Below are 23,855 nucleotides of genomic sequence, written 5' to 3' on the forward strand. Positions count from 1 at the left end.
TGATAGCCCTGCGTGGGCAGAGCGGGCAAAAAGGGCCCTTGCGTATAAAGCCGGCTCGATGTGCCGAACGCGCCCGTCAATTGCCTGTCGATGTAGACGGCGCAGCCGGCTTCCTTGCCGCCGATGCTGAGATCGTCGGCAGGAATGATGCGGTCGACGATGGCCTCGACCAGCGCCGCTTCCTGCGGCGTGAAGAACTGCCAGCCGCCGGGCAGGACTTGCATTGGCGGATCGGACGCCATTGGCGCCCAAGGCAGCGAACCCGACAAGGACCGGGCAAAACTGGGCGATGTTGCGGTTACCGCAAGCATTGCGACCGAGGAGAGGAAAAGACGCCGATTCATCCGGACAGGATAGCGGTGGCTCATTTAGCAACCTCGAAAGCAAGCGGACGCGCTCGGGAAGTTGCGCCCAAGTAATTTATGACAAAAACCGTAAAGTTTAAGCCGCACTGATCAATTGTCGACAAACTGCGAGAAGAAGATGATCCCGTCAACCACATCACAAAATCGTTAGCGGGACTTCGGCCAGCTTTCGATTGGGCCACCAAAGGCTGAGGAGGCTGCTCAAGATCCGCGGCCTGATCACAGGGTCGCTTGCCGGCTAGGGCGCGGTCTCCAGCCGTGCCTGTGGATAGCGGAGCGACGGAAACAGCGTCGTGAGGCCAGGCGTTAAAGCCAGGCGTTTTTCACAGATATGACCAGCTGCCGCCGAGGTTGCACCCGAGAGCTAGGCCGCTTCCCGTTTCGGCGCCGTCTGCTCTTCCATGCCAGGACGATGCCCGCGCAGATAGAGGGCGCATGTGGTGCGCAGCATCGACGCGAAGTTCGGAATCTGGCCATTGATCTCGATGGCCTCATCATAGAGCTTCGAGATGAATTTCGGAGTCGTCAAACCCTGGCTGTCGGCGATCTCGTCGAGCAGTGTCCAAAAGGTCGCCTCGAGCTGGATGCTGGTCGAGTGCCCATCGATGCGGATCGAGCGGTTGATCTGGCGGTAGCCCTCCGGATCCTGCCCGGCAAAAACCCTGCACATCGTTACCTCCCATTGTTGTTGGTTTTGGGCGCAATCAGCAGCGATTCGCGCCTTTGAACAGAGCCTGTCCCTCCCGGCCATCTTCATTCGGAAAACAGAAAACGGCAATCGGACTTTCGTCCTTGGCAGGAATGGTATCGGGCTTGTGACGGAGTTGCGTGGTAACCGGCTGCCACCACCTTTTCCCAACGCCGCCCATAATCGCTCCCAGGCAAGCAGCAGCGGAGACTGATTTGGCGAAGGCAATCCACACCATGATCCGGGTTCTCGACGAGGCCCGGTCCGTCGATTTCTACCGGAACGCCTTTGGACTGGACGTTGCAGATCGGCTCGATTTCGACACCTTCACGCTCCTCTATCTCAGCAATGCCGATACTTCGTTCGAGCTCGAACTGACCGTCAACAAGGGCCGGCAGGAGCCTTATGTGCTCGGCGACGGCTATGGCCATTTCGCGGTTTCGGTCGCCGATCTGGACAGCGAGCACGACCGGCTCGGCGCGCTCGGGCTCGCCCCGAAGAAGATCGTCGAGTTCAACCGCGACGGCGTGCTGCTTGCCCGCTTTTTCTTCATCGAGGATCCCGACGGCTATAAGATCGAGGTCCTGCAGCGCAGCGGACGCTTCAAATAGGAGAGATCACGGCCGCGCCGGCTGGCGCGGCGCCAGCAACGGCGCCCCTCGGGTGCAAGTAGCAAGCAAGGGAGGAACAAATGGTCACGATCTACGAGAGGAAGCTGGGCTTTGAGGGGAAACCCGGGCTATCGCGCCGCGAGCTGCTGAAACGCGGCGGGGCAAGCGCATTGCTGGTGATTTCAGGCAGCGCCGTCATCAGCCCGGAACATGCCTGGGGCCTGGAGACATCAGCGCTCAAGCCCGAAACCATGGCGACGCTGATCCAGATGGCGCGCGATATCTATCCGCACGACCAGGTGCCCGACAAATATTACGCGATCGCCGTCAAGGCGCATGATGAGCAGGCCGGAAAAGACCCCGCCCACAAGGATCTCATCGAAAAGGGCATCGCCGACCTCGACTTGAAGTCGGGCAAGGACGGCTACACCGGTCTCGGCTGGGAGGAGCAGCGCGTCGCCGTGCTCAAGCAGATCGAGGGCACTCCGTTCTTCCAGGCAGTCCGCGGCGGGCTGGTTGTCGGCCTCTACAACCAGAAGGAGGTCTGGCCGATCTTCGGCTACGAGGGCGAATCCTATTCCAAGGGCGGCTACATCGCGCGCGGTTTCGACGACATCGAGTGGCTCTGAGCCTCGTTCGTTCTCGACCGCATCAGACAGACATCATGGGAGGAAACCATGGCAGCACCATTTGATCTCAACAACGATGGCGTGGTCGTCATCATCGGCTCGGGCGCCGGCGGCGGCACGCTCGGCAACGAACTCGCCCAGAAGGGCGTCGACGTCGTAATCCTGGAGGCGGGCGCCCGCCACGAATATGAGGATTTCATCAACGATGAGTGGGATTCATTTGCCCAACTGGCCTGGACGGACAAGCGCACGACGTCGGGCGACTGGCGGGTGGCGAAGGATTTTCCGAACCTGCCGGCCTGGATCGTCAAGTCGGTCGGCGGCTCGACCACGCATTGGGCCGGCGCCTCGCTGCGCTTCCAGGAGCACGAATTCAAGACGCTTTCGACCTATGGCAAGCTGGAAGGCGCGACTTTGCTCGACTGGCCGATCACGCTGGCCGAGATGGAACCCTACTACGCCAAGGCCGAAGCCAAGATGGGTGTCACCGGCACCAATGACTGGCCGAGGCTGCCGGGCAACAACAACTTCAAGGTGCTGAAGGCCGGCGCCGACAAGCTCGGCTACAAGGAGTGCCACACCGGCAACATGGCGATAAACTCGGTCGATCGCGACGACCGCATGTCCTGCCAGCAGACCGGTTTCTGCTTCCAGGGCTGCAAATGGGGCGCCAAATGGTCGACGCTCTATGCCGAGATTCCCAAGGGCGAGGCGACCGGCCATCTCGAGGTCAGGCCGAATGCCATGGCGATCAAGATCAACCACGATGCGTCTGGCAAGGTCACCGGCGTCGTCTATGCCGACAAGGACGGCAAGCTGCAGGAGCAGAAGGCCCGTATCGTCGCCGTCGCCGGCAATTCGATCGAAAGCCCGCGTCTGCTGCTTAATTCTGCGTCGAGCAAGTTCCCCGACGGTCTCGCCAATTCGTCGGGGCAGGTGGGCAGGAACTACATGCGCCACACCACCGGCTCGGTCTACGCCATCTTCGACAAGCCGGTGCACATGTATCGTGGCACCACCATGGCCGGGATCATCCGCGACGAGGCGCGGCATGATCCGTCGCGCGGTTTCGTCGGCGGCTACGAGTTCGAGACGCTGTCGCTCGGCCTGCCATTCATGGCCGCCTTTCTCGATCCCGGCGGCTGGGGCCGCTCCTTCACCACGGCGCTCGACCACTACGACCACATGGCCGGCCTGTGGATCGTCGGCGAGGACATGCCGCGCGCGGAAAACCGCATCACGCTGCATGCCGACATGAAGGACGAGCACGGCATGCCGGTGGCGGACGTGCATTTCGACGACCACGCCAACGATACGGCGATGCGCAACCACGCCTACAAGCAGGGTTCGGCACTCTACGCGGCGGTCGGCGCGACCCGCACCTTCCCGACGCCGCCCTATCCGTCGACCCACAATCTCGGCACCAACCGGATGAGCGAGAAGGCGGCCGACGGCGTTGTCAACAAGCATGGCCAGTCGCACGACATCAAGAACCTGTTCGTGTCGGACGGCAGCCAGTTCACCACCGGCGGTGCCGAAAATCCGACGCTGACCATCGTGTCGCTGGCAATCCGCCAGGCCGAGTACATCGCCGGAGAGATGTCGGCGAAGAGCATCTAGCTGGCAGCATCCTCCCGACTGCCTGCTGGCGCGGAACCGGCAAGGTTCCGCGCCTTTTTTTGAGGCGTCAACCCTTTGTGCAGGTCGAGGCGGTAAAGGCGCCGTCGGGCTGCCGCATGATGATGTCGAAGGACGGGCTGGTCTGCCCATCCAGGGTGGCCTGGGTGAGCGAGATCGAGTTGCCGCCGCTGGTATAGCCGCCCAACGGACCAAGCCAGCTGATCACGCCATTGGCGTCCATCTGATAGCTGTAGCCCTGCTGGGCGGTCCCGAACGTGACCGGGCCGCTATAGAGGTTGCCCTTGATTGTGATGTCGCCGAGGTTGATGAACATGCCAAGCAGGTAGACTTCGCAATGATAGGTGCCGTCCGGCATTTTGCCGTCGCTGAAGTCGGCGCGCGCCCCGCCGGTGGCTGCAAGCATAAGCGTGATGCTGAAAATGCAGGAAATGCTGGAGGCCATGACGTCGCTCTGTTCAAGGCGAACTTGCCCTATTTCACCGCTGCACCGCAACAGCTGTGCCGGTCAACTTCGGTATTGCTGTCATTGGATAGCCTAATAAGTAGGCACTTTCGAGCCTTGAGCAAAATCTAGGCAAGGGTGCGCAAATTTTTCTCAATCAAGCCTTGGCCGCCACCCACCCATCTCGAGATACTAATATTATAACAAGCTGATAACATTTGGAAATTACTGAATTCTTCACCTGATACCACCGGTTGGCACGGGGGTTGCATTGCTCTGGTGCGGTGCAGTCAACCAGCTTGGGAGTGTGGAATATGAGGGGTAATTTCTCGACAATAACAAAAATGGTTTCGGCAGGCGTGGTCGCGGCGGGTCTGTTGATGTCCGCCCAGGCCAGGGCGGCCGACGACACGATCAAGGTGGGCATTCTCCATTCGCTGTCGGGGACCATGGCGATTTCGGAGACGACGCTGAAGGACGCCATGCTGATGCTCATCGAGGAGCAGAATGCCAAGGGCGGCCTGCTCGGCAAGAAACTCGAGGCGGTCGTCGTCGATCCGGCTTCCAACTGGCCGCTCTTCGCCGAAAAGGCGCGCGAGCTGATCTCCAAGGACAAGGTGGCGGCGGTGTTCGGCTGCTGGACCTCGGTGTCGCGCAAGTCAGTGCTGCCGGTATTTTCCGAGCTCGACAACATCCTGTTCTACCCCGTCCAGTATGAGGGCGAGGAGAGCGAGCGCAACGTGTTCTATACGGGTGCCGCGCCAAACCAGCAGGCCATTCCCGCGGTCGACTACCTGATGAGCGAGGACGGCGGCTCGGTGAAGCGCTGGGTGCTTGAGGGCACCGACTACGTCTATCCGCGCACCACCAACAAGATCCTCGAGGCCTATCTGAAGGCCAAGGGCGTCGCCGCTGAGGACATTATGGTCAATTACACGCCTTTCGGCTTCTCCGACTGGCAGACCGAAGTCTCGGCAATCAAGAAATTCGGTTCGGCGGGCAAGAAGACCGCTGTCGTCTCGACCGTCAATGGCGACGCCAACGTGCCATTCTACAAGGAGCTCGGCAACCAGGGCATCAAGGCCGAGGACATCCCGGTCATGGCCTTCTCGGTTGGCGAGGAAGAGCTTGCCGGTCTCGACACCGCGCCGCTGGTCGGCCATCTCGCCGCCTGGAATTATTTCGAGAGCGTCGATACGCCGGAGAACAAGAAGTTCATCGCCGACTGGCACAAGTTCATCAAGAACGACAAGCGCACCACCAACGACCCGATGGAAGCCCACTATATCGGCTTTAACATGTGGGTGAAGGCGGTCGAGAAGGCCGGCACCACCGATCCGGACAAGGTCATCGATGCCATGATCGGCGTCTCCGTGCCGAACCTGACCGGCGGTTACTCGACGATGATGCCGAACCATCACATCACCAAGCCGGTGCTGATCGGCGAGATCCAGGCCGACGGCCAGTTCGAGACGGTGTCGCAGACGCCGGGCCTGGTGATGGGCGACGAATGGTCCGACTATCTGCCTGATTCCAAGGACCTGATCTCCGATTGGCGCGCGCCTCTGTCCTGCGGCAACTTCAACGTCGCCACAGGCAAGTGCGGCGGCAAGGGAACCAACTGATCCCGGGCTGGGCCGCAAGGCCCATGCCCCGGGCTGGGCCGTCAGGCCCATGGCCGGTCTGGACCCTAAGGTCCATGGCCCGGTCTGGACCGTAGGTCCATGACTAAGGCCGCAAAGCGTCCGGGCGAACTCCTCCTCCAGTCCGCCCGGACGCAGAATTCGAACTCCTCAGGAGTAGCTGAACGGATGATCTTGTTGCGCGCTCTCGGCCTGATGCTGCTGTTTCTGCTGGCGAATCTGTTGCCGGCAAACGCTGCCGAAGCCGATCTGCGCGCCATCATCGCGAAATTTGCCACAGCCACGAATTTCTCGGCCACCGAGGCCGTGGTGCGCGAGCTTGCCGCCACCGGCGATCCCTTGGTCGAACGCCCGCTTGCAGCGCTCGCGGAAGGCGATCTCTATGTTCGCAAAGCCGATTCCCTGGTCTTCGTCGGCAAGGAGGGCGGCGACGGCGTTGAGCTCCTTGATCCCCTGAGCGGCGAAAAATCCGGTGAAGCAGCCAAGTCGGACATCACCAAGATCAAGGTCAACAACACGCTGCGCCGCGTCATCCGCGACGCGCTGGGGACACTGACGCTACGCGCCAAGGAGCCGGCCGTGCGCATCGCCGCCGCCGCCACCATGTTCAAGACGCCCGATGCCACCAACATCGAGCCGCTCGACGCAGCGCTCGCCGCAGAGACCGATGCGAACGTCAAGGCGCTGTTCGAACAGGCGCGCGCCGCGTCGGTACTCGTTTCTGACAAGCCCGAAGCCGACAAGCTTGCGGCAATCGCCCTGATCGGCGCGCGCGGCGATCGCGATGCGCTCTCGCTGCTGACCTCGGTCGAAGCGAATTCGCAAGGCGCGGTCAAGGACGCGGCGACCGCGGCAGTCGGCGCCATCAATTCGACGCTCGCCTTCTGGGATGCCGGCCAGAACATCTGGTACGGCATTTCGCTGGGGTCGGTGCTGCTGCTTGCCGCTATCGGCCTGGCCATCACCTTCGGCGTCATGGGCGTCATCAACATGGCGCATGGCGAAATGGTCATGCTCGGCGCCTACACCACCTTTGTCGTTCAGGAGGTGATCCGCAATTCCTTTCCCGGTCTGTTCGACTGGTCCCTGGTCATCGCATTGCCGTTGGCCTTCCTTGTCGCGGCCCTGGTCGGCCTTGCCATCGAGCGCGGCGTCATCCGCTTCCTCTATGGCAGGCCGCTGGAAACGCTGCTCGCGACATGGGGTGTCTCACTGATCCTGCAGCAGGCGGTGCGCACCATCTTCGGGCCGACGAACCAGGAGGTCGGCAATCCGTCCTGGATGTCGGGCTCGTTCGATGTCGGCCAGCTTGCGATCACCTGGAACCGCCTCTGGATACTGGTTTTTTCGCTCTGCGTGTTTGCGCTGTTGCTCTATGTGATGAAGCGCACGCCCTGGGGCCTGCAGATGCGCGCCGTCACCGCCAACCGCCGCATGGCCGCTTCGATGGGCATCAAGACGCCGTGGGTGGATGCGCTGACCTTTGCGCTTGGATCCGGCATTGCCGGCATTGCTGGCGTCGCGCTCAGCCAGATCGACAATGTCTCGCCCAATCTCGGCCGCGGCTACATCATCGACAGCTTCATGGTCGTCGTCTTCGGCGGCGTCGGCAATCTCTGGGGCACGCTGGTCGGCGCCTTCTCGCTCGGCATCGTCAACAAGTTCCTGGAACCCTATGCGGGCGCGGTGCTCGGCAAGATCGTCGTACTGGTCCTCATCATTCTGTTCATCCAGAAACGCCCGCGCGGCCTGTTCGCGCTCAAGGGCAGGGCGGTGGAAGCATGATCACGGGACGCTTCTTCGCCGCCGGCGCCGACCGCCGCATCGCCATCACGATCTTCATCCTGCTGGCGGCTGCCATCATCGTTCCGCTGCTCAATCTCGCAGTCTCGCCGGCAAGCGCGTTCTACGTGCCGTCCTATATCGTGGCGCTCACCGGCAAATATCTCTGCTACGCGCTGCTCGCGCTGGCGCTCGATCTGGTCTGGGGCTATTGCGGCATCCTTTCGCTCGGCCATGGCGCCTTCTTCGCGCTCGGCGGCTATGCGATGGGCATGTATCTGATGCGCCAGATCGGCTCGCGCGGCGTCTACGGCAATCCGCTGCTGCCCGATTTCATGGTGTTCCTCAACTACAAGGAATTGCCGTGGTTCTGGTACGGTTTCGACCATTTCTGGTTCGCCGCGATCATGGTGCTTGCAGTGCCCGGCCTGCTTGCTTTCGTCTTCGGCTGGTTCGCCTTTCGCAGCCGCGTCACCGGCGTCTATTTGTCGATCATCACCCAGGCGATGACCTATGCGCTGCTGCTCGCCTTTTTCCGCAACGACATGGGTTTTGGCGGCAATAACGGCCTCACCGATTTCAAGGATATTCTGGGCTTCAACGTGCAGGCCGACACGACGCGCTCGGCGCTGTTTGCGGCCAGCGCCGTCACGCTGGCGCTTGCCGTCTTTGTCACCTGGGCGATCGTCGGCTCCAAATACGGCAAGCTGTTGATGGCGGTGCGCGACGCCGAAAGCCGCACGCGCTTCCTCGGCTGGCGGGCAGAGAATGTCAAACTGTTCGCCTTTACCGTTTCGGCTGTCATGGCCGGCATCGCCGGGGCGCTCTACGTCCCGCAGGTCGGCATCATCAATCCGGGCGAGTTCGAGCCGTCCAACTCGATTGAGGTCGTGGTGTGGGCAGCCGTTGGTGGCCGCGGCACCATCGTCGGGCCAATCATCGGCGCGCTTCTGGTCAATGCCGGAAAATCCTGGTTCACCGGTGTGCTGCCCGAATTCTGGCTGTTTGCGCTGGGTGGCCTGTTCGTCGCCGTCACGCTGTTCCTGCCCAAAGGCATTATCGGCATGTGGGATTCCTGGCGTGGCAACGCCAAGGCCATGCGGGCGGCCTCGATCGCCGAGGAGGCCGGCACCGATCCTGACGTGCCGCCGGCGAAGATCGTTCGCAGCGCCGCGAGGACGCCTGGCGACTGGTCCGCTTCCGGCCCTGAACCGCAGCCGGCGGAGTAGAGCGATGTCGAAGTCGAACACCATCCTTTATCTCGACGGCGTCTCGGTCTCCTTCGACGGGTTTCGCGCCATCAACAATCTGTCGCTGGTGCTCGACAAGGGCGAGATGCGCGCGATCATCGGTCCCAACGGCGCCGGCAAGACGACGATGATGGACATCGTCACCGGCAAGACGCGGCCCGACCAGGGCGAGGTTTTCTTCGACGGCCAGGTCGACCTGACCAAGCATGACGAGGCCGAGATCGCCATGATGGGCATCGGCCGGAAATTCCAGAAGCCGACCGTCTTCGAAAGCCACACGATCGAGGAGAACCTGATGCTGGCGCTGAAGGGGCCGCGCTCGATCTTCCCGGCGCTGTTCCATCGCCGCTCAGTGGCCGAGGTAAGGCGGATCGACGACATCCTCGGCATCATCCGGCTCGGCGACAAGCGCGACGAACTTGCCGCCAATCTGAGCCATGGACAGAAGCAATGGCTCGAGATCGGTATGCTCCTGGCGCAGGACCCAAAGCTGCTGCTGGTCGATGAGCCGGTCGCCGGCATGACCGACGCCGAGACCGAGGAGACGGCGCGGCTGCTCAGGGATATCGCGCGCGACCATTCGGTCATCGTCGTCGAGCACGACATGCATTTCGTGCGCGAACTGGGTGTCAAGGTCACCTGCCTGCACGAAGGCTCGGTGCTGTCCGAAGGCTCGCTCGATTTCGTTTCGGCCGACGAGCGCGTCGTCGAAGTTTATCTCGGGAGATGATCATGGTCTGGCGGGTTTCGTTCCATCGTTTCGATCTCTCCTTCTTCCGGCGTTGGAGAAGGCCCTGATCATGCTCGAAGTCTCCAACGCCACGCTCCACTACGGCGCCGCCCAGGCGCTGCGCGGCGTCTCGCTCAAGGCCGGCGCGGGCAAGATCACCTGCGTGCTCGGCCGCAATGGCGTTGGCAAAACCAGTTTGATGAGATCGATCGTCGGCCACCACCGGCTGACGAGCGGAAGCGTTGCCTTCGAGGGGAAGGCGCTCGACCGGAGCGCGGCGTATGACCGCGCCCGGTCGGGCATCGCATTCGTGCCGCAAGGCAGGGAGATCTTTCCGCTGCTCAGCGTGCGGGAAAATCTCGAATCAGGCTTCGCGCCGCTGAAGCGCGCCGACCGCAATATTCCCGGCCATGTCTTCGAGCTGTTTCCGGTGCTCAAGCAGATGCTCGCGCGCCGTGGCGGAGATCTTTCCGGCGGCCAGCAGCAGCAGCTTGCGATCGGCAGGGCGCTGGTGATGCGGCCGAAGCTGCTGGTGCTCGACGAGCCGACCGAAGGCATCCAGCCGTCGATCATCAAGGATATCGGCCGCGCCATCCGCTACCTGCGCGACCAGGCGGGCATTGCCGTGCTATTGGTCGAGCAGTATCTCGATTTCTGCCGGGAACTGGCCGACGAGGTCAACATCATGGACCGCGGCCAGATCGTCCATACCGGCCCGGCGGAAGATCTCGACCGGGCGGATGTCCGCAAATTCCTGACCGTCTAGATTCTTCTTCAATCCCACCGTTTGCAACCCTGGCGCGTTGAAGATTGCATGCTAGGCTTCGCTTGGCCTTGGTGAGTCGGCCGCTTTCCGTATCAGTCTCAATCGGCAGATCAGAGGAAGGTGCAAGCCGCGCCACCACGCTTCGTGCGGGCGGCTTCCCTCCCGTGGTTTGATCGTTGTTTCAACTTTTCGGGCACCAGGGACAGCCTATGGAACGTTACGTCGAGGACTATCAGAAACGACGGCTCACCGAGCGCGTCGACATCATGACCGCCATCAACATTCTGAAATCGCAAGGGTATGACCACGACGAACTAATCGCGGAGATCACCAAGGTCTTCTATGTCGACCTCGATGCCTACAATGAGATCGTCATGGCGGCTTGAGGACCGGCTAAGGTTGCTGGCCGCTAGCTCGCGCGTCGCAGTGTCGAAACACGGTTGCGGCCGCCGCGCTTGGCGGCATAGAGCGCCTTATCGGCGCCGCTGAGCACCTTGTCGAAGCTCAGACCTTCCTTGCTGCCGAAAGCGAACCCGGCGCTGACCGTACATTTCAGGGGACGCGTCTCGGTCTCGATGACGCGCGCGGCGAAGGCGGTGCGTATGCGTTCGGCGGCAAGCTCCACCGTTTCGGGCAAGGTCCGTCCCAGAACCAGCGCGAATTCCTCTCCACCCATGCGCGCGGCAACGTCGGTCGGGCGAAGATCCCGGGCCAATTCCTCGGCGAACACTTTCAGCACGCGATCGCCCGTGGCATGGCCGAATTCGTCATTGATGGCCTTGAAGCCATCGAGATCGAACACGACCACTGCCGTGAAGGCTCCGATCGGGGCACTGTTGTTGAGATCGAACAGCGCGCGCCGGTTGAGCAGGCCGGTCAGCGGATCGGTCAATGCATCCAGGCGGTGATATCGGGCCAGGCGTCCCTGGTTAAGCGCCAGCGAAAGGGCGCCGACGCCGGTCATCGAGGCAATGACGATGACGAGGCTGAGATTTTCGGCCCAGTTGCTCGGCGCATGTCCGAGAACCAATCGGCCGTCCCATGCGAGAACCGTGGCACAGAGCACGAAGGACACGGCGGTGGCGCAGTAGAGCACCGTGAGGCTGATGATCGGGACAGGCGCCTCGGCGCGTCCTTTCCAGTATTCACGAGCCGTCGCGAACAAAAGCAAGGCGGCACAGGAATTCTCGAGCATGAAGCCGAGCCCGTCATATCCAAGCGCCATGGGCGGCAATGCCACGGCAAGCGAGATGCCGCTGCCGAGGACCGTCAGCGGGATCGGCGATCGGCCTGACGTGAACTGGTAGGCGGCGCCCAGCATCGTCGAGAAGCCGACGAGGAGCACGGCGAAACTCGCCATGCCGAGTAGGCGTCCCGGCGCGTAGATATAGTCCCTGTAGATGAAAACGTCGCCGACGATAAGCAACGCGCTGATCGCCCAGGTCAGCAGAAATTTTTCGGTGCGGGCTGTCAGCCAGATGCCGAACAACGTCAAACTGAGGCAAGCGGCCGAGAAACCGATGGCTAGCAGAAGTGAGTTGTAGTCAAGCGACATGCCCCGCGTTCCTTGCCACGACGGTCGCAACTCCGCGACCTGGCCCGACTGGAGTCATGCAGCAAGGAGGTATCGATAAGGTTACGATGCGGCGAAGACGCCACGATTCCAAGCGCTTCGGTCTGTCAGTCTGTCACGCGCTTCATCAAGGCCATGGCGCCGAATGGGGCGCGAACCTTGCCTTCGGTGATGAAGTAGACGAACACGTCACGCGGCCTGACCGGCGCCTCGGTGGCGGGATCGGCACGCCGCAGGTCGGCGGGAACCATGCCTTCCGCCCAGGTCTTGGCACGCGCCGCCCACTCGTCCAGCCCTTTCGGTGTGTAGCAGTCGGGATTGTCGTCGCTGCCGGTCTGCAGCCGGGCATAGATGAAATCACCGGTGACGTCTGCAATATCAGGATATTTGGCGTGGTCGGCATAGACGATGGCGACCTTGTATTTGCGCGCCAAAGCGGGGAATTCCGGCGCGACAAAACTGTCGTTGCGCACTTCGACCGCGTGGCGCAGCGCCACGCCGTCCTGCTTTTCCGGCAGCAGTTTCAAGAAGGCCTCGAAATCGTCCGGATCGAATTTCTTCGTCGGCGCGAACTGCCACAGGATCGGCCCGAGCTTGTCGCCAAGTGCCGCGACGCCCGAGCCCAGGAAACGCATCATGGACTCGCCGGCCTCGCCGAGCACCCGGCGGTTGGTAACGAAGCGATTGCCCTTCAGCGAATAGACGAAACCGTCCGGCGCCTCGTTTGCCCATTTGACGAAGGTCGGCTCCTTGAAGCTGGAATAATAGGTGCCGTTGACCTCGATACTCGGCACCTGCCGGCTGGCGTAGTTGAGCTGCTTGGCCTTTGAGAGCTTGTCCGGATAGAAGGAGGTGTCCCAAGGCTCAAAGGTCCAGCCGCCCATGCCGGCGCGGATTGTTCCATGGCTGCTCATTGTCTTCTCCTCCGAAATGCGATCAGGCCGAGGCTATATCGTTGACGGGCTTTGCCATGTCGACCACCGTCCATCCAGTCCGGTATGGATTGGGCCGGCGGCCCGTTTCACGAAAGCCATAGGCCGTGTAGAGCGCGATATTCCGCTCCATCCTCGCATTCGTGTAGAGCCGCACCTCCGGCAGGCGCCACTGTCGCGTCTGCTCATCGGCGAAATTGAGAAGCTTGATGCCGAAGCCCTTGCCCTGAAAGCCCGGCGCGACCGCGACGCTGAAGATCATCGTGTGATCCGGGTGCCGTTCGAGAACCAGAAGTCCGGCCGTCTCATCGCCGCTTTCCAGCAGCCAGACCTCGCCGCGTTCGATGCGTGGCGCGTAGTCCTCTGTGACCGGTATTGGCGGCGCACCGAGCAACGCGGTGTAGGGCGCGTAGGCGGATTCGGTCAGCGAGACTATAGTGGCGAGATCCCCGGTGCGGGCCAATTGCATGGTCATTTCCTCGCCTCCGATAACGCGGAATCCGGGTGCCATTCTTCGAAGTCGATGCGTATATTTTTCGCTACAATGGCCCCGTCGACCCCATAGGAGGATTCCCATTCAACTCGATATCTATTGCCAGTCTTCGTGACCCGCAGGCAGCTAACGATGCCAATAAGTTCGAAGTAATCCAGCGAGATTTCCCTGACCTCTTCGAGAGTCAAACTCACGAGTACATGTCGATCAAGGATATAATTACCTTTCTCGTCAACCTTGTCGGTCATCCGGAAAGCGTGGAGACGCAGTCGTCCAAAGCGGTTTGAGAACAACTCGATATCGAGCAGCTCGGCGTCGTGAAAATTCGGAACGAATCCGAACCAATCGATAAGTGCTTTGGCACCTTCGATGTCCGCGAACACGTCGGTCTCTTCCACGACAGCGCCGGTCTCCATCAGCATCGATCGAACAAGACGTTCACTCCGCCGCTTCGCGCTTGCCTCCGGGGCGCCGCTCCAGCAATTCCCTCAGGAACTGGCCGGTGTAGCTGCGCTTTTCGCGCACGATGTCTTCCGGCGTGCCGGAGGCGACCAGCTCGCCGCCGCCATCGCCGCCTTCGGGGCCGAGGTCGAGCACCCAGTCGGCGGTTTTTATCACTTCGAGATTATGCTCGATGACGACGACCGTGTTGCCCTGATCGACCAGCTCATGCAGCACTTCCAGGAGTTTGGCGACATCGTGGAAATGCAGGCCGGTGGTCGGCTCGTCGAGGATATAGAGCGTCTTGCCGGTCGCCTTGCGCGACAATTCCTTGGCAAGCTTTATCCGCTGCGCCTCGCCGCCCGACAGCGTCGTCGCCTGCTGGCCGATATGGATATAACCCAATCCGACCTGCTTCAGCGTCTCCAGCTTGTCGCGCACGCCGGGCACGGCGGCGAAGAAGTCGACGCCTTCCTCGACCGTCATGTCGAGCACGTCGGCGATCGACTTGCCCTTGAACAGGACATCGAGCGTCTCTCTGTTATAGCGCTTGCCGTGGCAGACGTCGCAGGTGACATAGACGTCGGGCAGGAAGTGCATCTCGATCTTGATGACGCCGTCGCCCTGGCATGCCTCGCAGCGGCCGCCCTTGACGTTGAAGGAGAAACGGCCGGGCTGGTAGCCGCGCGCCTTGGCCTCCGGCAGGCCGGCGAACCAGTCGCGGATCGGCGTGAAGGCGCCGGTATAGGTGGCGGGGTTCGAGCGCGGGGTCCGTCCGATCGGCGACTGATCGATGTCGATGACCTTGTCGAGGAATTCGAGGCCCTCAATGCGGTCATGATCGGCCGGGTGCTCGCGCGAGCCCATGATGCGGCGCGAGGCCGCCTTGAACAGCGTCTCGATCAGGAAGGTCGACTTGCCGCCGCCGGACACGCCGGTGACGGCGGTAAACGTGCCAAGCGGGATTTCGGCGGTGACGTTCTTCAGATTGTTGCCGCGCGCGCCGACGATCTTCAGACGCCGGTTCTTCTTGGCCTCGCGCCGCACCCCAGGCGTCGCCACTTCGAGCGCGCCCGACAGATATTTGCCGGTGATCGAATTGGGATTGGCCATGACCTGTTGCGGCGTCCCCTGCGCGATGATCTCGCCGCCATGGATGCCGGCGGCCGGGCCGATGTCGACGACATAATCGGCATGCAGGATGGCGTCCTCGTCATGCTCGACGACGATCACCGTGTTGCCGATGTCGCGCAGGTGCTTCAGCGTATCGAGCAGTCGGGCATTGTCACGCTGATGCAGGCCGATCGACGGCTCGTCCAGCACATAGAGCACGCCGGTCAGCCCCGAGCCGATTTGCGAGGCCAGCCGGATGCGCTGGCTTTCGCCGCCCGACAGCGTGCCCGAATTGCGCGACAGCGTCAGATAGTCGAGCCCGACATCGTTGAGGAAGCGCAGCCGCTCGCGAATCTCCTTCAGGACGCGCACGGCGATTTCGTTTTGCTTGTCGTTGAGCTGGGCGGGCAATTCGGTGAACCACTGGTCGGCCTTGCGGATCGACTGTTCAGTAACCTCGCCGATATGCTTGCCCGCGATCTTTACCGCCAGCGCCTCCGGCTTCAGCCGGTAGCCGTGGCAGGCCGGGCAGGGCGTGGCCGACATGAAGCGCTCGATCTCCTCGCGCATCCAGGCGGATTCGGTCTCCTTCCAGCGTCGCTCGAGGTTGGGAATGACGCCTTCGAACGTCTTGGTCGTCTTGTAGGAACGCAGGCCGTCATCATACTGGAATGTGATTTCGCGCTCGCCTGTGCCACGCAGGATGGCCTGCTTAGCCTCTTCGCTGAGATCCCTAAACTTGTCGCCAAGCTTGAAGTCATAGGCCTTGCCCAGAGCTTCCAGCGTCTGCGCGTAGTAGGGCGAGGTCGACTTCGCCCACGGGCTGACGGCGCCGGCGCGCAGCGAGATATTGTCGTCGGGCACCACCAGGCTGGCGTCAATGGCGCGCTGGCTGCCGAGGCCGTCGCAGGTCGGGCAGGCGCCGAACGGATTGTTGAAGGAGAACAGCCTCGGCTCGATCTCGGGAATGGTGAAACCGGAGACCGGGCAGGCGAATTTTTCCGAGAACAGGATGCGCTCATGCGTCTCGTTCTTCGACTTGTTGACCGAATCCTCGCCGGTCTGGCTGGCGTCGAGCGGCCGGTCGGCGAATTCGGCGACCGCCAGCCCTTCGGCGAGCTTCAGCGCCGTTTCGATGGAATCGGCCAGCCGCGTGGCGAGGTCGCCGCGCACGACGATGCGGTCGACGACGACGTCGATGTCATGCTTGTACTTCTTGTCCAGCGCCGGCACATCGGCGATCTCGTAGAAGACGCCGTCGACCTTGACGCGCTGAAAGCCCTTCTTCTGCAGCTCCAGCAGTTCCTTGCGGTACTCGCCCTTGCGACCGCGCACGATGGGCGCGAGGATGAACAGGCGAGTGCCTTCCTCGACCGCCAGCACGCGGTCGACCATCTGCGAAACCGTCTGGCTCTCGATCGGCAGGCCGGTGGCCGGCGAATAGGGAATGCCGACGCGCGCGAACAGCAGCCGCATATAGTCGTAGATCTCGGTGACGGTGCCGACCGTCGAGCGCGGGTTCTTCGAGGTGGTCTTTTGCTCGATGGAGATGGCAGGCGACAGGCCGTCGATCTGGTCGACATCAGGCTTCTGCATCATTTCCAGGAATTGCCTGGCATAGGCCGACAGGCTCTCGACATAGCGCCGCTGGCCCTCAGCATAGATGGTGTCGAAGGCGAGCGACGACTTGCCGGAGCCGGACAGGCCGGTCATGACGATCAGGCTGTCACGCGGCAGGTCGAGATCGACATTCTTCAGATTGTGTTCGCGCGCCCCGCGAATGGAGAGATACTTATGGTCGGCCATCGCCGGTCGCCGCCTCAGGTCTGGAATCTGCTGGAATGGCGGGGGTTCCCGGCCATCCCCTATGTAGGTATTTTCGCCGCCACGTCGAGAGACGCCACAAATCTCGACAAAAGCGTTTAACCGTCTTTCGCGCGAGCGGGCAAGCGGAAAGAACAAAGGCCGAACACTCTCCTGACAAAAGCTGTGGGGAATTGACCCCGCGTAACCTGACCCTTACGTGATCTCTGGCGATCACATTTTTTGTAACCCGGCTATTGACGGTTGACGTCGCCGACCGAGGGGCGCAGTCTCAAACAGTCAACGAAGCCGGCCGTCTTTCGATGGCCTCGTCGCCCACAGGCGGCCTGCGAGACGCCGCAGGCTGTGCGATTTGCGCTTCGGACGACATTGTCGCAACGGACACAGGAGCGGAGCATGACGCCACCGGATAGTCCCTTGAGGCTCCAGATATCGCTGGAGCCACGGCAGGCATAAGTGCCAGGGTAGGCGTATGCGCCGCCCGACAAACCGTGACTTGCCGATCCCCAACAATCAGAGACCACTGGTCGGATCGTCGGCTGAACGCCGCGAAGCATCCGAAATCAAAAGCCGGTAAAACATTCCCGGCGAATTTGGATTTAAGATCCTTGAAAGCCCCGTCAGACTGCAGAAGCAGCGGCGGGGCTTACATTTGTGGGGATCGCCGTGAAGCATCTTCTCGACCGATCTTGTCGGCAACGACCAATTGTGGGCGTCGGCGCTGCCCCTCATTGCCCGCCGGGCATTTCTCCCCGCAAACGGGGAGAAAGTGGCAACTGCGGCGCTATTTCTGCAACGTTGGTGCTTGGCGAAAGCGTCGACCGGAGCGTCCCTCGCCCCGTTTACGGGAGAGGATGCCGGCAGGCAGGTGAAGGGCAGCGCCGACGCTCGCAGGAAACCGATATCGCCTGGCTCAGTGGTTTGGCGGCCTGATCCCGCCTGTCGCCATGTCGACGGTTATGCTGCCGGAAATCCTGACATCGGTATTGCCGATCTTGAACTGGCCGTTGCCACCGGCCGGCAACGCGTCGTCGGGTTCAGGCTGCGGGGCCGGCCTGGCGATGCGATAGTCGCTGGTCACGCCGGGCAGGGCGCCCTTTTGCGGCGAACTGTCATCGGCAAATGCGTTGCCGGCCAGCAAACAGGCACCGGCAAAGGCGGCGACAAGGCGCAATGGTCTGGATGAACGGCTGTCGGTCATGTCGCGGACTATAGTGTCACGCCGCGGGCGAGGCCAGACCGGTCGCGATCAAATTGCCGCGTGTCAGCCGGCAGCCTCATGCCGCCTTCTTGCGCGTATCGAAAACATGGTCGACGAGGCCCCATGCCTTGGCGTCCTCGGCGGTCATGAAGAAATCGCGGTCGAGTGTGCGCTCGACCTCTTCATAGGTGCGGCCGCAATGATGCGCATAGAGCTCGGTCATACGCTTCTTGGTGCGCAGGATGCCTTCGGCGTGACGCTGGATATCGGAGGCCTGACCCTGGAAGCCGCCCAATGGCTGGTGCAGCACAATGCTGGTGTTGGGCAGCGCGATGCGCCGCCCCGGCGTGCCCGCCATCAGCAGGAAAGAAGCCATCGAGGCGGCAAAGCCCATGCAGACGGTCGACACCGGGCAGGAGATATATCGCATCGTGTCGTAGATGGCGAAACCGCTGGTCACCACGCCGCCTGGTGAGTTGATGTAGAGCGAGATCTCCTTGTCGGGATTGTCCGATTCCAGCGACAGAAGCTGCGCGCAGACCAGCGCCGACATGCCGTCGTTGATCTCTCCGTTGATGAAGACGATGCGCTCGCGCAGCAACCGCGAAAAAATGTCGAAGGCGCGTTCGCCGCGGCTCGATTGCTCGATCACCATCGGCACCAGATTGGCAAGCCCGCTCATCTTTTTCTCCTGGTTGTCGTTCAAGCCGCGCGTAGCAACATGCGCGGCATGTTTGCGGCGCCAGGCGGATTAGGCGTGTTGGGCGCGCCTAGCGAAAGCCGGCAGCCGGCGCTGGCCATTGTGACTTGGGGTGAGGCAGCAACGGGTGTCGCGGCTCGTACGAAACCGTCATGGACAATGCGCAGACGCGTGCCGCCGGTGGTTGTGCGATCGAGCGTGAACGTGACGATGCTGTCCATTGGACTGTCGAGCGGCTCCGGGCGGGATGCATCCTGGGTCTTTGGCCGCTCGCGCCAGGAATAGCGCAGCCGCCGCCCAGGTTCGGCCTCGAGGACTTCGCAGTCGATCCGCGCGTCAGGCCCGGCAAAGGCAAAGTGGCTGCCGATTTCCGGTTCGATGTCGTTGGGCATCAGCCAGGCCGCGAGCAGCCTCGGCTCGGTCAGTGCTCGCCAGACTTTCTCCGGCGGGTCCGGAAGCTCGCACTCGAAGGCGAGGGAGTCTGTCGAAGTCTGCACCTGCTTTTCGTCCGTCATTGATCCATGTCCTTCAAAACCGTCTTCAGCCTCTCGATGCGCTCCGGCCAGAATGCACGGTAGCGTTCGATCCAGCCGAGCAGTGGCTCAAGCCCCTGCGGATCGGCGCGATAATAGGCATTGCGGCCGGACCGCCGCTCGGTGACCAGGCCGGCGCCGCGCAGCACCGCGAGATGCTGGGAGACGGCCGGCTGCGACACCGTCATGCCGCTACGCAATTCCGATACCGTCATCTCGCTGGCGGCGAGCCGCTCGTAGACGGCGCGGCGCGTCGGGTCGGCAAGGGCGCGAAAAATCTCTGCTTCGATCATGGCAAAAACATAAGTCGATACTTATTGGTTTGGCAAGCAGTCTTTTCCCGCCCATATGAAATGGCGTGGAGATGCCGCCGATTGCTGACATTCCTTGACAACGGCAGTTGAAAGAAATAGGAACGAAAAGAGAACAAAAACCTTGTGGGAAAAGGCAGCCACAGCAGGCGGGGATTGTCCGCAGCCTGTAAGGTGCGTGCGACAGAAATTTGGTTTCGGATGAGCGCGGAGAAGTGTGATGGCGGGTAGCGTCAACAAGGTCATTCTGGTCGGCAATCTCGGGGCGGACCCTGAAATCCGCCGCCTGAATTCCGGTGATCCGGTCGTCAACATCCGTATCGCCACGTCGGAAAGCTGGCGCGACAAGAATTCCGGCGAGCGCAAGGAAAAGACCGAGTGGCACAATGTCGTCATCTTCAATGACCAGCTCGCCAAGGTGGCCGAGCAGTATCTGAAGAAGGGCGCGAAGGTCTATGTCGAGGGCCAGCTGCAGACGCGCAAATGGCAGGATCAGACCGGCAATGACCGCTACACGACCGAAATCGTGCTGCAGAAATTCCGTGGCGAGTTGCAGATGCTCGACGCGCGCGGCGAAGGCGGCGGTCAGGTTGGCAACTATGCTGGTGGCGGCAACAGCCGCGGCTCCGATTTTGGCCAGTCAGGCCCAGGCGAGAGCTTCAACCGCGGCGGCGGCAGCGGTGGTGGATCAAAGGGCGGCGGCGGTGGTTCGTCACGCGAACTGGACGACGAAATACCGTTCTGAGTGAATGCCGCTGTCGGGTGTTTGAGCTGGGGCATTTGAGGAGAGGGCGAGATGTCTCTCGGACCACTGCTATCCGCGCCCCCTCCGATCCCGTGGCATGCGTTTGCGGCCTTTGCCGCACTGGCGATAGGCGGAGCGCAGCTGGCGTTGCCGAAAGGCACGCCGCGCCACCGGGTGTTCGGCTATGTCTGGGCAGCGCTGATGCTGCTCATCGCTATCTCCAGTTTTTGGATCCGGGAGATACGCCTGATCGGTCCGTTCAGCCCGATCCATCTCCTGTCGATCCTGGTGCTGGTCACCGTGCCGCTGGCGGTCTGGCATGCGCACAGCCATAAAGTCGCCGCGCATCGCGGCGCCATGATCAAGCTCTATGTTTTCGCGCTGATCGGCGCCGGCATCTTCACGCTGCTGCCCGGCCGCATCATGCACGCGGTCGTGTTCGGCCAATAGGGTAGCTTTGCAAGGAAGAATACAGTGAAAGCACGCGTCAAATGGGTCGAGGATCGCACCTTCGTCGGCGAGTCCGGCAGCGGTCACAAACTGGTGCTGGGGACCGCGCATGGACCGGAGGGCAGAACGCCGGGACCGAGCCCGATGGAACTGGTGCTGATCGGCACTGGCGGCTGCTCGGCCTATGACGTGGTCCATATCCTGGAAAAGGGCCGCGAGGCGGTCGAGGACTGCGTGGTCGAACTCGATGCCGAACGGGCGGAAACCGAGCCAAGGGTGTTCACCCGCATCCATATGCGTTTCATCGTCAAGGGCAGGGCGCTCTCGCACGACAAGGTGAAACGGGCGATCAACCTGTCGATCGAAAAATACTGCTCGGCCTCGGCAATGCTGGCCAAGACGGCGACCATAACGCACGATTTCGAAGTGATCGATACGACAGGCAGTAGGGCAGTAGGGCAGTAGGGCAGTAGGCAGTAGGAGGCAGCCCTTCGTTGAAGGCGGTGTGGTCTACCCCATCACCAATGCCTTGATGCCATCGGCGACGAACTGCACGGCGAGCGCCGCCAGGATAACGCCGAGCAGCCGAGTCAGGATCGAACGGCCGGTCTGGCCGAGGATGCGGTCGATGCGCTCGGCCAGCACGAACACCAGATAGGTGATGGCCAGGCAGACGAAGATGATGGCGACCAGCGCTGCCTGCGCGGCAAAACCCTGGAACGAGCCGGAAAGCAGGACAGTCGCCGAAATCGCGCCCGGACCGGCAATCAGCGGGATCGCCAGCGGGAAGGCAGCGATGTTGTGGATCATGTCCTTGGTGATGGCGACGTCGCCGATCTTCTCCTTGCGGTCCTGCCGCCGCTCGAACACCATTTCGAAAGCGATGAAGAACAACAGAAAGCCGCCGGCGACGCGAAAGGCCGGCAAGGTAATGCCGAACACCGACAGGATCGACGCCCCGGCGACAGCGAACAGCGCCATCACCAGGAAACCGATGATCGAGGCGCGGACAGAGACCTGCTGACGCTCCTCGCGGTTCATGCCGCGCGTCACGGCAAGGAAGAGCGGCGCCAGCCCGGGCGGATCGATGGTCACCAGGATGGTGACGAAAGCGTTGAACAGGCTGTCGAAGCTCGGCATCTCTAACCCTCCCCGCCGGGCAGCGCCCGCACTGCTTAATTGGTAGAGCAAAGCAGGGGCGCTGCAAACAGGCAGGAGAAGCCGGCTAGCCGGCTTTGCTGCAATAGGCCTCGATGCGGTAGCCGTCCGGGTCGATGACGAAGGCGGCATAGTAGTTGTCGCCATAGGATGCTCGCAGGCCGGGCGGGCCATTGTCGCTGCCGCCTTCGCGCAGTGCCGCCGCGTGGAACGCATCGACACTGGCGCGCGTCGGCGCGGCGAAGCAGAAATGCAGGCCGGACTCCGCGTCCGCCTTCACCGGCCGCGAAGCCTCGTTCACCCACAGCGCCACCGTTTCCCGGCCATAGCCGAGCGAGCCGGGTGACTGGCTGAGGCATGTGTAGCCGAGCGGTTTCAACGCGGCATCGTAGAAGCGTTTCGCGGCATCGGCGTCGCGGACGCCAATCGAGACGTGGTCAAGCATATTTTTCTCCATGTTTGCAATGCGTTGGTTGATCAGGCTGGAGTGATGCGGCGCGCCAGGAACTCGACCTCGAGGCGCCAGTCCGCGCTGCCGTCATGCGCGCACTCACCCAGCCAGCGGAACGAGTTCTCGGTGATCCGGAAGAAGCTCCAGCGCACGGAGGAGCCACGGGCGTCGACACCTTGCTGGACGATCGTGTCGCCTTCGGCGCGACCGAGCTGGCGGCTAAAATACTGGTTGCGCGGGTCGCTCCAGAAAATGTGCCAGGCGTCGGCGCCAGGATCGTAGACGCGCAATGTCGTGCCATAGAACGTCCATGTGCCGAGCGAAGCCTGTGCGCCAGTGTTCCGCGCGGGCAGGATCCATACATCCTGGATTGCCTTGCCTTCCAGAACCCAGCCAAAATGCACCTCGCCGCGCCCGGTCAGAACCGTGCCGTCTTCGAGATGGCGTGTTGCATCGAATGTCCAGGCGCCGACGAAGCGTCCATAGAGATCCAGTTTTTCAGCCAGGTCGGGGTTGGGGCCGTCGCTGTGCAGCGCTTGGGTCAAGGGATCGGTCATGGTTGCTGCCTCGTTTGTCAGGAGAGCGCGACCAATAGGGCCATGGCTGGGTTCTGCGCTTGGGAAAAATTGCTATCTTTCAGACCATGACGACGAGCGAGCAAAACCTGGCATCGGGGCCGGGCTGGCACGTGTCCGACGTGGTGTGCACGGCCGGCGCCGGCGACAGGCCGTTCGAGGAAGAGCACCGGACTTACTGTGTCGCCGCGGTGACCAGCGGCACCTTCCGCTACCGCACGCGGCAGGGCATGGCGATGCTGGCTCCCGGCGCCATCCTGCTCGGCAATCCCGGCGCCTGCTACGAATGCGGCCACGAACATGGAGCCGGCGACCGCTGCCTCTCGTTCCATTTTGCCCCGGACTATATGGAAGGTATCATCGCTGAGGTGCCCGGCGCGAGGCGACTGGGCTTTGCGGCGCCTCGCTTGCCGCCCCTGCCGGTGCTGGCGCCGCTGCTGGCGGAGGCGGAGGCCGCGCGCGAGACGGCTGAAAGCGATGCGTTCGAGGACCTCGGCCTGCGCATCGCCGGCGCGGTGGTCGCCGCAACCACCGGTTCCATGCGGGCTCGCAGGCCGCCAAGCCGCCGCGACCAGAAACGGGTTGCCGAAGCAGTCAGGCTGATCGAGCTGGAGGCCGACCGGCCGCTTTCGCTCGCCGAACTTGCCGACGGGACGGCGACCAGTCCCTATCATTTCCTGCGGACATTCCGGCAAGTGGCGGGCATGACGCCTTACCAGTTCCTGCTGAAGACGCGGCTGCACCGGGCAGCGGTGCGGCTGCGGATGTCGAACGATGCGATCTCGGCGATTGCCTTCGAGGCGGGTTT

The 23,855-nt window shown here is 62.2% G+C and carries 28 protein-coding genes; 13 read left to right on the forward strand and 15 right to left on the reverse strand.

Features of this window, described 5'->3' with window-relative positions:
* Together CN311_RS33385 and CN311_RS11520 are read right to left on the reverse strand one after the other, a co-directional pair.
* Nucleotides 1-224, reverse strand: a 224-nt coding sequence (locus CN311_RS33385) for a gluconate 2-dehydrogenase subunit 3 family protein (RefSeq protein ID WP_245440801.1), incomplete at its 3' end; no start/stop codon positions are given.
* A gap of 505 nt (nt 225-729) precedes the next feature.
* The gene (locus tag CN311_RS11520; protein ID WP_097573801.1) at nt 730-1,035 is read right to left on the reverse strand and encodes a ribbon-helix-helix domain-containing protein; all 306 of its coding nucleotides are present in this window, start codon (nt 1,033-1,035) and stop codon (nt 730-732) included.
* 233 nt (nt 1,036-1,268) lie between these two features.
* Between CN311_RS11520 and CN311_RS11525 the strand changes: the two genes are divergently transcribed.
* The 3 genes from CN311_RS11525 to CN311_RS11535 all read left to right on the forward strand — a co-directional run bounded on the left by CN311_RS11525 (nt 1,269) and on the right by CN311_RS11535 (nt 3,913).
* Complete coding sequence (locus CN311_RS11525; RefSeq protein ID WP_097573803.1) at nt 1,269-1,664, forward strand: VOC family protein; 396 nt, start codon at nt 1,269-1,271, stop codon at nt 1,662-1,664.
* Between the two features lie 80 nt (nt 1,665-1,744).
* A complete protein-coding gene (locus CN311_RS11530) occupies nt 1,745-2,293 on the forward strand; it encodes a Twin-arginine translocation pathway signal (RefSeq protein WP_097573805.1) in 549 nt (182 codons plus the stop codon).
* 48 nt (nt 2,294-2,341) lie between these two features.
* A complete protein-coding gene (locus tag CN311_RS11535; RefSeq protein WP_097573807.1) occupies nt 2,342-3,913 on the forward strand; it encodes a GMC family oxidoreductase in 1,572 nt (523 codons plus the stop codon).
* Between the two features lie 67 nt (nt 3,914-3,980).
* On the opposite strand, the gene CN311_RS11540 is transcribed toward CN311_RS11535, so the two are convergent.
* Entirely contained in the window at nt 3,981-4,376 is a 396-nt protein-coding gene (locus CN311_RS11540; protein ID WP_097573809.1) for a hypothetical protein, read from the reverse strand.
* Between the two features lie 314 nt (nt 4,377-4,690).
* Here CN311_RS11540 and urtA point away from each other — a divergent pair, with 314 nt between their 5' ends.
* The 6 genes from urtA (at nt 4,691) to CN311_RS11570 (ending at nt 10,933) form a co-directional block, all read left to right on the forward strand.
* Nucleotides 4,691-6,001, forward strand: a complete 1,311-nt coding sequence (gene urtA / locus CN311_RS11545) for an urea ABC transporter substrate-binding protein (protein ID WP_097573844.1) — start codon at nt 4,691-4,693, stop codon at nt 5,999-6,001.
* 186 nt (nt 6,002-6,187) lie between these two features.
* Nucleotides 6,188-7,804: an urea ABC transporter permease subunit UrtB gene (gene urtB / locus CN311_RS11550; RefSeq protein WP_097573810.1), complete on the forward strand. Its 1,617-nt coding sequence runs from the start codon at nt 6,188-6,190 to the stop codon at nt 7,802-7,804.
* Nucleotides 7,801-9,030, forward strand: a complete 1,230-nt coding sequence (gene urtC / locus CN311_RS11555; RefSeq protein ID WP_097573812.1) for an urea ABC transporter permease subunit UrtC — start codon at nt 7,801-7,803, stop codon at nt 9,028-9,030. The genes urtB and urtC overlap by 4 nt, the downstream gene beginning before the upstream one ends.
* Nucleotides 9,031-9,034: 4 nt before the next feature.
* Nucleotides 9,035-9,781: an urea ABC transporter ATP-binding protein UrtD gene (urtD, locus tag CN311_RS11560; RefSeq protein WP_097573814.1), complete on the forward strand. Its 747-nt coding sequence runs from the start codon at nt 9,035-9,037 to the stop codon at nt 9,779-9,781.
* A 70-nt stretch (nt 9,782-9,851) separates the two neighbouring features.
* Nucleotides 9,852-10,547 carry an urea ABC transporter ATP-binding subunit UrtE gene (urtE, locus tag CN311_RS11565; RefSeq protein ID WP_008875994.1) on the forward strand — a complete coding sequence of 232 codons (696 nt, stop codon included), beginning with the start codon at nt 9,852-9,854 and terminating at the stop codon, nt 10,545-10,547.
* 209 nt (nt 10,548-10,756) lie between these two features.
* Nucleotides 10,757-10,933 carry a hypothetical protein gene (locus CN311_RS11570; RefSeq protein WP_097573816.1) on the forward strand — a complete coding sequence of 59 codons (177 nt, stop codon included), beginning with the start codon at nt 10,757-10,759 and terminating at the stop codon, nt 10,931-10,933.
* A gap of 23 nt (nt 10,934-10,956) precedes the next feature.
* Here CN311_RS11570 and CN311_RS11575 read toward each other — a convergent pair whose 3' ends face one another.
* From CN311_RS11575 to CN311_RS11615, 9 genes are all read right to left on the reverse strand, one after another.
* On the reverse strand, nt 10,957-12,102 hold the full coding sequence (locus tag CN311_RS11575; protein WP_097573818.1) for a GGDEF domain-containing protein: 1,146 nt from the start codon (nt 12,100-12,102) through the stop codon (nt 10,957-10,959).
* 125 nt (nt 12,103-12,227) lie between these two features.
* Nucleotides 12,228-13,034, reverse strand: a complete 807-nt coding sequence (locus CN311_RS11580; protein WP_097573820.1) for a DUF72 domain-containing protein — start codon at nt 13,032-13,034, stop codon at nt 12,228-12,230.
* A gap of 22 nt (nt 13,035-13,056) precedes the next feature.
* On the reverse strand, nt 13,057-13,527 hold the full coding sequence (locus tag CN311_RS11585; RefSeq protein WP_097573822.1) for a GNAT family N-acetyltransferase: 471 nt from the start codon (nt 13,525-13,527) through the stop codon (nt 13,057-13,059).
* Nucleotides 13,524-13,967, reverse strand: a complete 444-nt coding sequence (locus tag CN311_RS11590) for a hypothetical protein (protein WP_097573824.1) — start codon at nt 13,965-13,967, stop codon at nt 13,524-13,526. Before CN311_RS11590 ends, CN311_RS11585 begins: the two co-directional genes overlap by 4 nt.
* A 16-nt stretch (nt 13,968-13,983) precedes the next feature.
* Entirely contained in the window at nt 13,984-16,905 is a 2,922-nt protein-coding gene (uvrA, locus tag CN311_RS11595; protein WP_097573826.1) for an excinuclease ABC subunit UvrA, read from the reverse strand.
* A 931-nt stretch (nt 16,906-17,836) separates the two neighbouring features.
* Nucleotides 17,837-18,124 (reverse strand): hypothetical protein, encoded by a 288-nt coding sequence (locus CN311_RS11600; protein WP_097573827.1) that lies wholly within the window; start codon nt 18,122-18,124, stop codon nt 17,837-17,839.
* Between the two features lie 76 nt (nt 18,125-18,200).
* Nucleotides 18,201-18,806, reverse strand: a complete 606-nt coding sequence (locus CN311_RS11605) for an ATP-dependent Clp protease proteolytic subunit (RefSeq protein WP_097573846.1) — start codon at nt 18,804-18,806, stop codon at nt 18,201-18,203.
* A gap of 20 nt (nt 18,807-18,826) precedes the next feature.
* Nucleotides 18,827-19,339: an SRPBCC family protein gene (locus CN311_RS11610; RefSeq protein WP_097573829.1), complete on the reverse strand. Its 513-nt coding sequence runs from the start codon at nt 19,337-19,339 to the stop codon at nt 18,827-18,829.
* Nucleotides 19,336-19,650 (reverse strand): ArsR/SmtB family transcription factor, encoded by a 315-nt coding sequence (locus CN311_RS11615; RefSeq protein ID WP_097573831.1) that lies wholly within the window; start codon nt 19,648-19,650, stop codon nt 19,336-19,338. Before CN311_RS11615 ends, CN311_RS11610 begins: the two co-directional genes overlap by 4 nt.
* A 238-nt stretch (nt 19,651-19,888) precedes the next feature.
* Between CN311_RS11615 and CN311_RS11620 the strand changes: the two genes are divergently transcribed.
* Genes CN311_RS11620 through CN311_RS11630 form a run of 3 tightly spaced genes read left to right on the forward strand, consistent with a single transcriptional unit; the run spans nt 19,889 to nt 21,328 of the window.
* Complete coding sequence (locus CN311_RS11620; protein WP_097573833.1) at nt 19,889-20,413, forward strand: single-stranded DNA-binding protein; 525 nt, start codon at nt 19,889-19,891, stop codon at nt 20,411-20,413.
* A 51-nt stretch (nt 20,414-20,464) separates the two neighbouring features.
* Entirely contained in the window at nt 20,465-20,863 is a 399-nt protein-coding gene (locus CN311_RS11625; protein WP_097573835.1) for a DUF2306 domain-containing protein, read from the forward strand.
* Between the two features lie 24 nt (nt 20,864-20,887).
* Nucleotides 20,888-21,328, forward strand: coding sequence for an OsmC family protein (locus CN311_RS11630; protein ID WP_097573837.1), 441 nt, complete (start codon nt 20,888-20,890; stop codon nt 21,326-21,328).
* Between the two features lie 45 nt (nt 21,329-21,373).
* Here the strand turns inward: CN311_RS11630 and CN311_RS11635 are convergent, their stop codons facing one another.
* From CN311_RS11635 to CN311_RS11645, 3 genes are all read right to left on the reverse strand, one after another.
* Nucleotides 21,374-22,003 (reverse strand): MarC family protein, encoded by a 630-nt coding sequence (locus CN311_RS11635; protein ID WP_097573838.1) that lies wholly within the window; start codon nt 22,001-22,003, stop codon nt 21,374-21,376.
* A gap of 85 nt (nt 22,004-22,088) precedes the next feature.
* A complete protein-coding gene (locus tag CN311_RS11640) occupies nt 22,089-22,466 on the reverse strand; it encodes a VOC family protein (RefSeq protein ID WP_097573848.1) in 378 nt (125 codons plus the stop codon).
* A gap of 32 nt (nt 22,467-22,498) precedes the next feature.
* Entirely contained in the window at nt 22,499-23,029 is a 531-nt protein-coding gene (locus tag CN311_RS11645) for a hypothetical protein (RefSeq protein ID WP_097573840.1), read from the reverse strand.
* Between the two features lie 86 nt (nt 23,030-23,115).
* Between CN311_RS11645 and CN311_RS11650 the strand changes: the two genes are divergently transcribed.
* A partial coding sequence (locus CN311_RS11650) for a helix-turn-helix transcriptional regulator (protein ID WP_097573842.1) occupies nt 23,116-23,855 on the forward strand: 740 nt, incomplete at its 3' end.

The sequence above is a fragment of the Mesorhizobium sanjuanii genome (genome assembly GCF_002529485.1).
GTDB classification, from domain to species: Bacteria; Pseudomonadota; Alphaproteobacteria; order Rhizobiales; family Rhizobiaceae; genus Mesorhizobium; species Mesorhizobium sanjuanii.

Coding starts and splice junctions, on each gene's coding strand:
- CN311_RS11520 (WP_097573801.1), bottom strand. CDS start 1,035: ATGTGCAGGGTTTTTGCCGGGCAGGATCCGGAGGGCTACCGCCAGATC.
- CN311_RS11530 (WP_097573805.1), top strand. CDS start 1,745: ATGGTCACGATCTACGAGAGGAAGCTGGGCTTTGAGGGGAAACCCGGG.
- CN311_RS11535 (WP_097573807.1), top strand. CDS start 2,342: ATGGCAGCACCATTTGATCTCAACAACGATGGCGTGGTCGTCATCATC.
- CN311_RS11540 (WP_097573809.1), bottom strand. CDS start 4,376: ATGGCCTCCAGCATTTCCTGCATTTTCAGCATCACGCTTATGCTTGCA.
- urtA (WP_097573844.1), top strand. CDS start 4,691: ATGAGGGGTAATTTCTCGACAATAACAAAAATGGTTTCGGCAGGCGTG.
- urtB (WP_097573810.1), top strand. CDS start 6,188: ATGATCTTGTTGCGCGCTCTCGGCCTGATGCTGCTGTTTCTGCTGGCG.
- urtC (WP_097573812.1), top strand. CDS start 7,801: ATGATCACGGGACGCTTCTTCGCCGCCGGCGCCGACCGCCGCATCGCC.
- urtD (WP_097573814.1), top strand. CDS start 9,035: ATGTCGAAGTCGAACACCATCCTTTATCTCGACGGCGTCTCGGTCTCC.
- urtE (WP_008875994.1), top strand. CDS start 9,852: ATGCTCGAAGTCTCCAACGCCACGCTCCACTACGGCGCCGCCCAGGCG.
- CN311_RS11570 (WP_097573816.1), top strand. CDS start 10,757: ATGGAACGTTACGTCGAGGACTATCAGAAACGACGGCTCACCGAGCGC.
- CN311_RS11575 (WP_097573818.1), bottom strand. CDS start 12,102: ATGTCGCTTGACTACAACTCACTTCTGCTAGCCATCGGTTTCTCGGCC.
- CN311_RS11580 (WP_097573820.1), bottom strand. CDS start 13,034: ATGAGCAGCCATGGAACAATCCGCGCCGGCATGGGCGGCTGGACCTTT.
- CN311_RS11585 (WP_097573822.1), bottom strand. CDS start 13,527: ATGACCATGCAATTGGCCCGCACCGGGGATCTCGCCACTATAGTCTCG.
- CN311_RS11590 (WP_097573824.1), bottom strand. CDS start 13,967: ATGCTGATGGAGACCGGCGCTGTCGTGGAAGAGACCGACGTGTTCGCG.
- uvrA (WP_097573826.1), bottom strand. CDS start 16,905: ATGGCCGACCATAAGTATCTCTCCATTCGCGGGGCGCGCGAACACAAT.
- CN311_RS11600 (WP_097573827.1), bottom strand. CDS start 18,124: ATGACCGACAGCCGTTCATCCAGACCATTGCGCCTTGTCGCCGCCTTT.
- CN311_RS11605 (WP_097573846.1), bottom strand. CDS start 18,806: ATGAGCGGGCTTGCCAATCTGGTGCCGATGGTGATCGAGCAATCGAGC.
- CN311_RS11610 (WP_097573829.1), bottom strand. CDS start 19,339: ATGACGGACGAAAAGCAGGTGCAGACTTCGACAGACTCCCTCGCCTTC.
- CN311_RS11615 (WP_097573831.1), bottom strand. CDS start 19,650: ATGATCGAAGCAGAGATTTTTCGCGCCCTTGCCGACCCGACGCGCCGC.
- CN311_RS11620 (WP_097573833.1), top strand. CDS start 19,889: ATGGCGGGTAGCGTCAACAAGGTCATTCTGGTCGGCAATCTCGGGGCG.
- CN311_RS11625 (WP_097573835.1), top strand. CDS start 20,465: ATGTCTCTCGGACCACTGCTATCCGCGCCCCCTCCGATCCCGTGGCAT.
- CN311_RS11635 (WP_097573838.1), bottom strand. CDS start 22,003: ATGCCGAGCTTCGACAGCCTGTTCAACGCTTTCGTCACCATCCTGGTG.
- CN311_RS11640 (WP_097573848.1), bottom strand. CDS start 22,466: ATGCTTGACCACGTCTCGATTGGCGTCCGCGACGCCGATGCCGCGAAA.
- CN311_RS11645 (WP_097573840.1), bottom strand. CDS start 23,029: ATGACCGATCCCTTGACCCAAGCGCTGCACAGCGACGGCCCCAACCCC.